The organism is Bradyrhizobium sp. MV1.5 (assembly GCF_055807615.1).
The window spans coordinates 40740-52388 of sequence record NZ_JBVVPL010000043.1; the positions used below are offsets into that span (position 1 = coordinate 40740).

The 11649-nt window shown below is 58.1% G+C and carries 7 protein-coding genes and 4 pseudogenes; 7 read left to right on the top strand and 4 right to left on the bottom strand.

Going from position 1 to position 11649, the window contains the following annotated elements:
• Positions 1-621: 621 nt before the first annotated feature.
• Positions 622-876, bottom strand: a complete 255-nt coding sequence (locus tag AC0L2J_RS29010) for a hypothetical protein (RefSeq protein WP_473395289.1) — start codon at positions 874-876, stop codon at positions 622-624.
• Positions 839-2725, bottom strand: a complete 1887-nt coding sequence (locus AC0L2J_RS29015; protein ID WP_473395290.1) for a hypothetical protein — start codon at positions 2723-2725, stop codon at positions 839-841. Before AC0L2J_RS29015 ends, AC0L2J_RS29010 begins: the two co-directional genes overlap by 38 nt.
• A gap of 1572 nt (positions 2726-4297) precedes the next feature.
• Here AC0L2J_RS29015 and AC0L2J_RS29020 point away from each other — a divergent pair.
• The 3 genes and pseudogenes from AC0L2J_RS29020 (at position 4298) to AC0L2J_RS29030 (ending at position 6384) form a co-directional block, all read left to right on the top strand.
• A complete protein-coding gene (locus AC0L2J_RS29020; protein ID WP_094183635.1) occupies positions 4298-4717 on the top strand; it encodes a DUF7694 domain-containing protein in 420 nt (139 codons plus the stop codon).
• A 511-nt stretch (positions 4718-5228) separates the two neighbouring features.
• A pseudogene (gene bioB, locus AC0L2J_RS29025) lies at positions 5229-5981 on the top strand (biotin synthase BioB); the annotation flags it as partial.
• A 65-nt stretch (positions 5982-6046) separates the two neighbouring features.
• A pseudogene (locus AC0L2J_RS29030) lies at positions 6047-6384 on the top strand (aspartate 1-decarboxylase).
• Here AC0L2J_RS29030 and AC0L2J_RS29035 read toward each other — a convergent pair.
• Positions 6304-6561, bottom strand: a complete 258-nt coding sequence (locus AC0L2J_RS29035) for a hypothetical protein (RefSeq protein WP_377789795.1) — start codon at positions 6559-6561, stop codon at positions 6304-6306. The pseudogene AC0L2J_RS29030 and the gene AC0L2J_RS29035 sit on opposite strands and share 81 nt — an antisense overlap.
• A gap of 139 nt (positions 6562-6700) precedes the next feature.
• On the opposite strand from AC0L2J_RS29035, the gene AC0L2J_RS29040 reads away from it, so the two are divergent.
• The 3 genes and pseudogenes from AC0L2J_RS29040 (at position 6701) to AC0L2J_RS29050 (ending at position 8901) form a co-directional block, all read left to right on the top strand.
• A complete protein-coding gene (locus tag AC0L2J_RS29040) occupies positions 6701-7141 on the top strand; it encodes an aminotransferase class I/II-fold pyridoxal phosphate-dependent enzyme (RefSeq protein ID WP_473395293.1) in 441 nt (146 codons plus the stop codon).
• Positions 7140-7656: pseudogene (bioD, locus tag AC0L2J_RS29045) on the top strand (ATP-dependent dethiobiotin synthetase BioD); the annotation flags it as partial. The gene AC0L2J_RS29040 and the pseudogene bioD, both read left to right, overlap by 2 nt.
• A pseudogene (locus AC0L2J_RS29050) lies at positions 7653-8901 on the top strand (aminotransferase class III-fold pyridoxal phosphate-dependent enzyme). The pseudogenes bioD and AC0L2J_RS29050, both read left to right, overlap by 4 nt.
• 247 nt (positions 8902-9148) lie before the next feature.
• Here AC0L2J_RS29050 and nolL read toward each other — a convergent pair.
• On the bottom strand, positions 9149-10270 hold the full coding sequence (gene nolL / locus AC0L2J_RS29055; RefSeq protein ID WP_473395291.1) for a nodulation factor fucose acetyltransferase NolL: 1122 nt from the start codon (positions 10268-10270) through the stop codon (positions 9149-9151).
• 1114 nt (positions 10271-11384) lie between these two features.
• On the opposite strand from nolL, the gene AC0L2J_RS29060 reads away from it, so the two are divergent.
• Complete coding sequence (locus tag AC0L2J_RS29060) at positions 11385-11603, top strand: transposase (protein WP_473395292.1); 219 nt, start codon at positions 11385-11387, stop codon at positions 11601-11603.
• Positions 11604-11649 lie beyond the last annotated feature (46 nt).

The window sequence follows — 11649 nt, forward strand, 5'->3', positions numbered from 1 at the left end:
TCCTCCCCATTCATCTTGAGGCGCGAGCGACTGTTAAGCCGGCATTCTCCAGGGCATCCAAGATCCTATCAGCAACCACCCGGGGATCGCGCTGGTCCTCTATGCTCACGCTACAGGCCAAGGTAGCTGCCATGATCGCGTGACCCGTTTTGCGCTGGAGGCTGTCGTACTCGGCATACTCGCCGCAAATGTTGCAGGTGATCACTGGTCGGCCGGCCCAGGGGTCGTGCATTGCGATCTCGCACCAGTTATCTCCGTGACATTTCTGGCAGAGCATAATTAGAGAGTTCCTTGTGGTTTGAGCTCGCGCTACGTGGTCGTCTGTTGAACGACTGCTTGGCATCCAAAGCTGCAGAAGCCACTGCACTCTGGAGGCGCTGTTGCCGTCCCGAAAAACACGATGTACGCGGGCTCCGGAGCAATCCGCCCGAAAGGGCTGCGGCGTGAGCGAACACTTGATGCATCTCTGCCGAGAGCGGCGGCGATGACGCGCCTCCGTGCTCTTCTGGAAAATCCGTTGAACGCAGAGCGCCGAGCATCTGAAGAGATCTGCCGCGGCCGTTCAATGTACCATTCGACATAGTGCCGCCCGTCAAAACCTCGCTACTCACTACGCGTGGATCATTGCCTTTGATGGCTGAAAGTACGACCAGAAATCCGCTCCGCTGAACGAGCTTGCGAGCCCATCTCGTCGCCTATCTCGATCACCTCGCGCCTAAAAGTGCGGTGCCGTTGGTCGCGCCGCTTGCTCGCGTCATCCTGCATTGAGTTATCGTCCGTTTGGAGCAGCGCCGCCCTTCGTGCCTTACGAGCGGTGTGCAGCCGTGTTCCGTTTGCTTCAAAACGCCGCATGACATGGTGTTCGTCGTCGGTCACCTAGCGCTGTCCAATTGCCGATAGCCGCAGCGGCTCGATGACAGATCGCCACTTCGGGCCACTTGGCTAACCCATTCGCCAAGTATGCGAGCTCTTGCTCGGTGAAACGCGCAGTCCCGGTGAGGCGGCGCAGGACCTCCTGGGAGATTACGACGGCGACTTCGCGACAGGTGACCTCTTTCGGCCAGTGACTGAACGCACGCATGAGCTGAGCAAGCTCCTGCTCGCTAAAATCACAAACCTGGAAAGTGCGGCGAAGAATCTCCTGCGCGATGGCTACCGTCGCATGGCGAGAGATCTCCTCTTGTCGCCATTTGCTGAAGCCGTTGGCGAGGATCGCCAGTGCTCGACGCGTAAAATGAGAGAGCCGGTCGGAACGGCAGGCCCGAGAAAGGACCTCGTGCGCGATCGCAGTCTTAGCTTCGCGCAGCGGAACTTCCGTTGGCCATTTGCTGAAGCCGTTCAACAGAATAGCCAGTCCTTGCTGCGTAAAATCACAGAGCTGACCGGCCCGTCGGGCGCGGTAAACGACCTCCCGGGCGAGCGCAGCCGTCGCGTCGCGAAGAGACAGCTGTTGTGGCCACTTGCTGAACCCATTTACGAGGTTCGCCAGTGCCTGTTCAGTAATGCAGGAGACGCCGTCGGCGCGGTCACAGCGGGCGAGCACTTCACCGGCAATTTCAATTGTGGCTTGGCGGCAGCTCGGGTCCTGCCGCCATTTGCTGAAACCGTTTACCAGCACCCCGAGTTCCTGGTAACGAAAATAAGAGAGGCGCTCGGCACCGCGAGCGCCACGGATGACTTGATCCGCGATCGCGACGCTCGCCGCGAGACAGGCAACCTCCGCCGTCCATTTGCTGAAGCCGTTTACCAGACTCGCCAACTCATGGTGATCGACGGAAAGCCCGCGACGAACGAGTTCTCCTGCAATCTTGGCGGTGGCTTGCCGAGGCGCGAGCTCGCCCGGCCACCTGCTGAATCCGTTTACGAGCTTAGCCAGGCGCTGCTGACTGAAATCGGAGAGCTGATCGGAGCGGCGGAGAAGTTCGTTGCTGATCGCGATCGCTGCCTTGCGACAACTCGAATCTTCCGGCCGCTTGCTAAAGACGCTGATCAGATTCGCCAGCTGTTCCTGGGTAAAATCGGAGAGTCGATCGCTTCGGCGCACAAGCTCATCTGCGACGATCACAACTGCCGTGTGAAAGCGTTCCTCTGCTAGCCATTTTCCGACGCCGTTCACGAGCAATGATAGATGCCGCGGGGTGAGCGCTGAGAGGCGATCATCCGAACGCGTACGGCAAGAAATCTCAGTCGCGATCCTGAGAGCGGCTTCACGAACCGCCGGTTGATCCGGCCACTTGCTAAAGCCGCTTATCAGCAATGATAGGTGCTGGCCGGTTAGGTCCTGGAGCGGCTCGCTCTTGTCGCGGCAAACTTCAGCAATTCTGATCATGCCATCGCGGCAGTCGGAAGACGCAGGATGGCGGCCAAATGAACACGCAAAGAGCGAAAGTGATGTGAAGTCGACTTGTTCCATCAGTGCATCACTAAGGCGGGAGAGCTGAGCCGCCAGAGCTTTGGAAAGATCGGTACCTGCCTGACCGCCAGACTGCCGGCTGAGCGCATCACATATTGTGGCGTATTTCGATGCTAGCTTGAGGCGGATGTCTTCCTCAAATCGTGGAACAAATGCGATCCTGAACGCAGTCGCGGCCTTTCGCAGGAAGCGTGCGCGATTTGATCTCGTGAGTTGCTTGGAATCGTCGAATAGTGAACCTGAGAATGCGCGCACGTCCTGACAACGGCAAGCGTGGCTGATTGTTGCGAGAAGCTCATCGAGTGTGGCCATCGTTCGATTTGGTGGCTCTGAGTGCTCCGCGCGAACGTGCTGCTCGAAGCGGAGCCGGTCGAGTGAGACTGCTTGTCCAGGGCGCGTCATCTGTCGACCCTTCCCTGGCCAGGATCTCGAACTGAAATCGGATCGCGACCTTGCTCACGCAAGCTGACTCGAGTGCGGACGGGTAGCGCTGGCGCCCTCACCCCGTAATGTCTGCTGCACAGGCCAAGTGCGTTCCGTCTGGAAGCCGTCGCTCCCAAGCCATCGGCAGGCGATCGTGGACGCTCGCCCGCAAGAAGACCCTACAATCTGACGCTGCGTCCGATTCAAGCCATTTATGTCGAGAGCCGCGCATTTCGCGCAGAATTCTGCGTGAACGGCCGGTGAAGCCAAATCTCGTCCATCATGCCGCGTGGCCCTTCCAATCGGCCTTCTCAACCGAGGGATTGCAGTGAAGCTTACTCGCCGCGCTTACGTTTCGCCCAGCGGCTTGTCGCATGTCGGACATTAACAAAGCGAGTGACAGCGCTAACGGCAAATGAGGTGCTTTTGTGAAAGCCAGCCTACGGGATCTTACGTAGGGCCCGTGTCGCATTTTCTTGATCTAAACATTGCATCCTCTTTTGCATGAAGCAGAAAAATCTATTCTCAGACGCCAAACATTGGCGAGGCCGTGCGGAAGCGACCCGACTAAAAGCGGAGTCGATCGAGGACGACACATCTAGATGCAGGCTCCTCAAGGTCGCTGAGGAATATGATAAGCTGGCTCGCCTCGCGGAGGGGCGGCAAAGAAGCGAGCTTGACGGGCAGTTCTGATCGCTACCGGAGCGAACTGTGACTGCGGCCACCGAAGTCTCGCCGTGTTGGAGCTCGAGGCCCTTTAGGGCTGAACTGCGAAACTTCGTCACGCGTTCCCTGGCCGTGGATCCATTGTGACCGGCCACATAGATGACGCATCGACGGTGTCTCAGGCGGTAAGCCGGCTAACCGCTCGACATGAAAAGGACTGAGATGAAAGCCCACCGTCAGATCGTCGCAAGAGCAAAGCCTCTCGTTGACGAGCTGGCGATACATTGGCGTCGCTTTGCATCATGTGCTGAAGCCGATGACGTTTGTTTGGTGCCAAACTAGCCGGTTCGCCGGATCATGCCGCGCCAAATGGCCTCCGCGGCCATTGTTGCTCTAAGGCATTTCAGTCGGTTCTGGCATCAAGCACAGTTAGCCCAACGCCATACCTTGCGGACTTGTTTAGGCGAAGGGGCGGCAGCAGCTCCTGCAGGCCCGGCTTGCCGCGACAACCATCGTAGATGTCTGTGCCGATTGTCTGCATGAGGCAAGTTCGCAACGAAGGCACGAATGACGAGAAAATCCAAGGAAAGATTCAGATGTCGAAAGATAAACTGCAGGAGAAACTCTCCGCTGGACGATCCGGACAAAGCCGATGTTCGTCTTCCAACTAAGTTTGGTGCAGATGGTCCGCAGTAGTTGGGATTGCCCATGCCGGCGCGGCGGCCGGTCAATGTATGAGTCGGACAACACGAGTGGTGCCGGATTCGACCCTATCGGTCAAAAGAGGGAGGAGGTGTGAGGAAGCAAATTGTAGAAAGGCTCGAAGCGGGACGCGTGCGCGATGGCCGGTTCGCCACCGCACCCGGATCTGGTCCTTCCGGTCTCTTCTTCGTGCAGGGGCCTTGTGGCTGCCAGCTCAAGATCATCGGCTTCGTTCGTCCGGGATGGGAGCATGTCTCTGTGTCGACGCCTCGGCGATCTCCAAATTGGGAGGAGATGTGTCTCGCCAAAGATCTGTTTTGGCATCAGGAGGAATGCGTGATGCAGCTGCATCCTCCTCAGTCACAGTATGTGAACAACAGTCGCTATTGCCTGCATCTCTGGAGGCCGACCCGTCAGGTCATTCCGATGCCTCCGTCAGCCTTCGTGGGCATCGTCGGGCTGGGGCCGTCTGAAGCGGCAATCCTGTTTGCGCAGATGAGTGCCATGTCTTAACGGACCCGGCCGCATCGATGCCAAGTCGAGCGGCGGCACGTAATCGAGAGCGCAGTGGCGCTGGAGCCTAGGCCGCCACAGGCCCGCCAAGGGCCCGCGGGCACCACTGTGCGCACCAAAGGCCGCTGCGCTTCTCAAAGCGGCAAGGCACGCCGCAGAATCGGCTCGTCTATTGTGCGCAATATGACGCGCATAACAACGCCAGCGAGGAATCGGCCAGGTGACGAATTAGAGCGGATCGGTCGATCCGGTACACATTGCGGGCGGCCAAATCCTCGCATAAGTAAAGGACCTACGGGGCGCAACTACGTACGCATCGGCTAGTGACCTGGGTGAGGCGCGTCGGGCATCGTTGTTGCGCGTGCCTCGATGCTGCGATCAAATCCTGGAAGGCGGGCCGGCTATTAGCCTGATATGCGCGCGATGGCCCGCGCAACTCGGCGATATTTCTCCTTCAATACCGGGCAAGAGTGCGTTTCCGGAGCTGCGCATGTGGGTGTTGCTTGTATCCAGTGGACTGAAGGCGGCTCGCTTGATGGATCGGTCTGACGTGGTCTCCGCCGCGCAACGGGCCAAGGCCGCCGGGGCGACCCGCTTCTGCGTGGCCGCGGGCTGGCGCAATCCAAAGGACCGCGACCTCGATCAGGTCTGCGACATGATTGCCGCCGTTAAAGATTTTGGCATGGAGACGTGCGTAATGCTCGGCATGCTCACGCCAAAGCACGCCGCACGGCTCGCCGACGCCGGCCTCGATTTCTACAATCACAACGTGGACACCTCGCCTGAGTTCTACCGCAGCATCATCACGACCCGGACCTTGCAAGAGCCAATCGACACTCTTACGCCCGTGCGCCAGGCGGGCATCAAAATCTGCTGCGGCGGAATTATTGGCATCGGTGACGACGCCGAGGACCGTCTCGGCATGCTGCTACTGCTCGCCAATCTTCCGAACTATCCGGAGAGCATCCGGATCAAGCTCTGGAACGAGGTGAATGGCGTCCCGGTGAGGTTCACGGCGGAGCGTCCCGATCCGATTGCACTGGTGCGCCTGGTGGCGACCGCGCGGATCATGATGCCCAACAGCGTCATACGGTTGGCCGCCGGGCGTCGGTACATGACTGATGAACTCCAGGCCCTATGCTTCTTGGCTGGTGCGAATTCCATCTTTGTCGGCGATGTGTTGCTGACGACCAAAAATCCGCAAGTTGACCGCGATGCAAGTGTGCTAGCCCGGCTCGGTATTATGTCTGACCCGCTTAAGTGATCCAGAACAACGGGCGTGGCGCGCACAAGCCATCAGCGTAGGTAAAGAAATGCAGATTGTCCTGATTGGAGGGAACGATTCATTGCACCTCGGTCACTGAATCCGACCTGCACTATGAAGGCTCGATCTCGATTGATCGCGCGCTGCTGGACGCGGCCGGTATCTGATTAACGTTCGCGTCGAACTGTACAACCTCGAGACGGGAACACTCTTTGCAACGTTTGTGACCGAAGCGCCACAAGGGTCCGGCACTGTAGACGTAAACGGTGCGGCGGCGCGACTGGCGATGTCCGCAGATAAGATAAGTATTGTTGCATACGCGTCACTTGACGAGGAGGATGCGAGCATCTTCAGGCCGCGCATTGTGCCGGCTGATCGAGAAAATCCCATCCTGCAAGTTTGAACCCACAAGCCAACGCGGGAAGACCCTGTCCGGCCAGTTGGGAGTTTTGCGGCGTCCATCGTTGCTCAGCGAGTGATGAATGAATTCCGTCATTGCGGGTATGTTGCTGTGCTGACAAGGCTGTCGCAACAAGACGACCTGCTCGTCCTTGATTCGCCGGTTCACGCCAGTATTCATGAAGGAGCGCGAACGGGCCGAGCAGCGTTTCGAATCAGTGCCCATAACAATCCGCAGGCTATCGAAAGCGGCAATTTGCGACTGGCGCCCGGCCGCAGGAGCCGGGCGGGTCTGGATCGTAGTCGAGAGCCTCTACAGCATGGATGGCGAAGTCGCACCGCTTGGAGACCTGCTCGGGAGCGCGCACCTGCACGACGCGTTCATGGTTGTCGACGAAGCTCATGCAACGGGCGTTTACGGCGAGCAAGGGCGAGGGCTCACGGCGGCCTATGAAGGACGCGAGAATCTCCTCGTTGTTCATACCTGCGGTAAGGCGCTGGGAACTTCCGGCGCGCTTGTCACCGCCACTGGCGTGCTGCGCACGGTCAATCGCTGTCGCCCGTTCATCTTCGCGACCGCTCGGTCGCTGTTGATGGCGGTGGCCGTGCGGGAGTCTCTCTTGATCCTGCAGGAGGAGCCGGAGCGAAGAACGGTTGACGAAGCTGGTCGCGTTCTTGCATCGGGAGATGGCTGTGCGAGGCGAGAGAAGTCCTTCGAATTCGCAGATCCTGCCCTATATCGTTGGCGAGAATCGTTTTGAAGGGGAGACCGACAGCCAGTTGGTTGCACGGCTGAGCGGTCTTCCGGCCGATCGGATCGTTCCGGAGCGTTACCGCCTTAAAATACCCGCTTCCCCGCATCATTCGGCCGAGATAGACGGAATTCGCATCGACCCCGGATTCGCTCATCGGGCCGCAGGCCGGGGAGCGACCGCTCGTCATCGAAGGCGCCGGCGGGCTGATGGTGCCGCTGAACCGTAGCCCACTCTACATCGACATCTTCGAGCGGTGGCGGCTTCCCGTCGTGCTCCGCGCCCGCACGCTACTCGGGACCATCAATCACTCCCTGCTGCCGATTGAGGCCTTGCGAAAGCGCCAGATCGACATTCTTGGGATCGCATTATCGGGGGAAAGAAATGCTGAAACTGAAAGCGCAATTTGTGACATCGCGCGGGTGCGTTGGTTAGGCCGGCTGCCCTGGATTTCTCCTCTGACGGCAGACAGCCTACGGGTCGTCTTCAAAGACTCGTTCATTTCCAGCGACTTCCAGCCATGAAGCCAAACAACAGGTGGCCAATCTGGCATCCATTCGCGCAGCATGCGCTTCACAAGAGATGACCAAGGTTGTGCGTACCGACGGTGCTTATCTCCACACTGCGGATGATCATCGAATCATAGATGCAGTCGCATCCCGGTGGGGTGGTCACTCACGGCCATTGCCATCCGCAGATCGTGAGCGCGATTCACGAATAGGCCGGCAAATTGAAGCGAGTCATTTTCGCCGGCTACACGCATGATCCGGCCGAGGAGGTCGCTCGGCTCCTTTTGAAACTCATAACCCAAGGCTTGGACCATGTGTTCTACTCGGACAGTGGCTCAGCCGCTTGAAGTCGCCCTTGAACATGGCACTCGGCTATTGGCACAATAGAGGCAAACAGGGAACACGCATCGTTGTCAAGCACTCCTATCGCCGCGACACGTTCGGCGCGATGTCGATTGGTGCCCGCGGTGTCTTCAACGCGGCGTACGGACCGCTCCTGTTCGACCTGACCTCAATGCCATTCCCTGCGAGCGGTCGTGAGCAGGCAACGCTTGATGCGCTTGAATCAGCATGTCGGCACGAAAATCGCGCAGCCCTTATTGTCGAGCCTGGTGTTGAGGCAGGCGGAATGCTGAGGTACCCAACTTGGGTGCTAAGTGAGATGAAGCGGATCTGCGAGGCGTCGGACGTCCTGTTCATTGCCGATGAGGTCATGACGGGCTGGAGCCGCACCGGAACAATCTCGCCTGTGAGCAGGCCAATGTTGTGCCAGATCGAGCGTGCTATTCAAGGGCCTCACGGGAGGGGCGCTGCCGCTCGCTGTGACACTGTGCTGGCCAGGGATTTTCGATGCTCATTACTCGAAAGACCGTACGCACAATCCTTCACTCGAGTTCGTCCACGGCAAATCCGCTGGCCTGTGCCGCCGCCAAGGCTAACCTGGAACTGTGGAAAGACAGGTCAGACGCATTGCTGCGCTCGCAACCATGCAAGAGCAGGCAATTGAACGATTCCGCGGCGATCCGCGCTTTGCAAACGTTCGCCGTAGCGGCACCGTCACAGTGCACTCGATCTGAAGACGAAGGATACCGGCCATTCGCAGGCGTCGGCCCGAAGCTTCACGCCTTCTTTAAAGTGCGCAATCTCTTGCTTTGCCCACTCGGTAATACGATCTATGTGATGCCGCCATATTGTGTAACACCAGGAGACCTGCACGAAATGTATGCGGGCGTATATGACGCTGCCGATGCGCTGGCCTGAAGACGCGTGCGGCTCCGCAAGACTAGGGAGTCTGAGCTGTCGTCGGCTTCCGGAAGGAGTTGAGAGTGCCTTGCCATAAGGTGCCGAAATGGACCATGGTTACTCGCATGTTAGGTTACTCTATGCCGACCGGCTCGGCCGGTGGACGCCGACGCCGCCCGATCGGGCTTCGAACGCTATTCCGGCGGCAGCACAAGGCGATGCCATCGCAACATCCTGCCGTACTCGGACGATCAAATGCATACAGCTAGTTCATTGCGGGTTTGGCTCGCGGGAGACCTGACCGCGGTGGCATTCCAAGGACGAGCTGAGACAGATATGGAACGCCGCGAACAGTCGAGCGGACCACTAGCGCGATCGCAACAATTGCGGCCCCGAGCAGACCCGCGATGATCAACCGGGTCGTAAGATCCCAAAGTTCTCCTAGCTGTATGAAATCCATTAGACGGAACACGGTACCCTGGACAAGGTAGAGCAGCAGCGTGGTCTGGCCCAACTCCATAGCTATAAAGCGGGCGATTCGGGTTGAGTGACTAAAGCGCCAGCATTGCAGCAAGAGTTCGATGGCGATTGCTGAGGCAGCTGCAGCGCCAACAAACATCAGAAGCACGTCTTTGGCCGACCGAAAATCGTGAATCAGTCCAAGATTATTGTAGACATAAGTGTCCTTCCCCCAGGCTAGAAAACATACGCAAGTCAAGACCGAGAGAAATAAAATCAAGAGCGGCTTGTGACATCGCGATGTAGTCGTCCATCGTTCGTTCGATTGAGCAAACAAGAATCCCAAGCAGAAGAACGGGTAAGTGAACCTGATCAAGGGTGATATGGAGAACGTCAGAGGAGCGAGTGCAATCAGTATCGCTGAGCCAGATATGACCAACGATCGGTGGCTCAGCCTGGTGAGTATCTTGATGAGAAGGTAAGAAACAAACGTGGCCCAGATGAACCAGTATGTGCCAGCAAGATCGTCTACAAATTCCAAAAGTCCGGTAGTTAGGCTGGTCGCGCGCCACAATGCCGCTGACTTAGCTGTCTCCATGAGCGCCCACCAAAACAGCATGGGCAGTAAGAGCTGCGTCGCACGGGAGATGGCGGCCTGAGTGAACGACTTCTGCAGCAACGATCGAGAAGAAAGATAGCCGCTTATCGCCATAAAGAGTGGCATGTGAAACATATAGATTGCTTTGTAGTACGGCGAATACCAAAAGCCGCCGTCTCGATAGATGACATACTGGATCAGGTGCCCAACGATTACCAAGACAATGAGCGCACCTTTCGCGAAATCTAAGCTCAGATCTCGATCGTTTGCCCCGGTCGTGCGCGAGCTCGGGACCATTATTCCAGTCACGCGTTGCAATCTATCAAACATCTAGATATCTGTTGTTGATGAGCCGGCGGCCCGTTGTCCGCTTCTTCTGCCTCATTTTTGGTTCAGACGAAAGGTGATGGTGGGAGTTTTTGGAAGGGCAATAAGCTCAACTGGTTAGGCCTTGAGGAACTAGCCGTGGGCCGAGCATCTCTGTACGCCTCAGCAAACTGTGCGGCAGAGAGCCGCTATTTGGTTTGAGACGCTGGGCTAGCAGTGCGGGCACGGCATGCTAGTTGCAGACGCGGCTCTGGGAGGAAGACTGTCGCACTCAGTCTCCCACTCAGCCCGACGCATCTCGGACCCGGCAGATGCGTCGGGCTTCTTCGGTTCGCCCAGCATAGTCGACATTTGGTCCCGTCGACGCCGGGGTGATCAAGCTAACGGGGCGTCTGATAGCTGAACTCGATCACGCCAACTTGGGCTATGACACCGGGCTGGGGGGCACACGGATATCGGTGCTCCGAGTTGTGGAGCAAAAGCCGAGGACCAACGCTTTTTGAATTGAGCTCCTCGTTCGGCTTCGTGCAACTCACGCCTGAACCGCTTGCCGTGACGACTTTTGTCGTAAAGCCGCCGCCGCAGTGATTGCTGCCGCATTTATGGTGTAAACGGCTCGGCTGGATCGCAGCTGCGGAATGTCTACGGTCCTGACAAAGTCCGCACCCGTGTGATGGACACGTGTTCATGAAGGCCAGGCGTGAAACGGGCTGCGCGTGTGGAGTACCATCTCTAGCTGAAGCTCGTCGCTTATGTGCATCCGGGGGAGGCCTGGTTGATCGTACTTGGGCGGATGACCAACTGCGTTCGAGCAACAAGACCTAATGCTCCAAGGAGGCCAGATCTAACGCAGGAGTGCGTGAAAGAGCACGGTCAGATGCGCGTGCGCGACGTCGCCGAGGCAGGCTTCTCGATCAATATCAGCTGAGCTTGGCGTGGGGATGAGGCGGTAGATCGCAGCGGCGGGCGGACTCTCCTCACTTGTGGACTGGCTTAGATGCGATCGTCATTCAATAACTCTTCGCGCAGCGTACGCCTCCGACGGGGGCCGTCTTGCGTGACGGGTGGTAATTCGCGAAGCGTGTGACCTTAAGTCTAGCTTTAAGGTCATTAGGCGATGCGGGTCGAGGTTTTGGGCGGGCTGGAGCGGCGGCGGCGTTGGTCGCAGGACGACAAGGCACGGATTGTCGAGGAGACGCTGGCATCGGGCGCGAAGGTAACTGAGGTTGCGCGGCGCAACGGAGTAGCGGCCAGCCTGGTATTTACCTGGCGTCGACAAGCACGGACATCGGAACAAGTTGTACCGTATCCCTCCATTGAGGGCCGCCTTGTTTGACGGGCGCGATGGCTGCAGGTCCTAGGGGTAATCCTAGGAGAAGCGC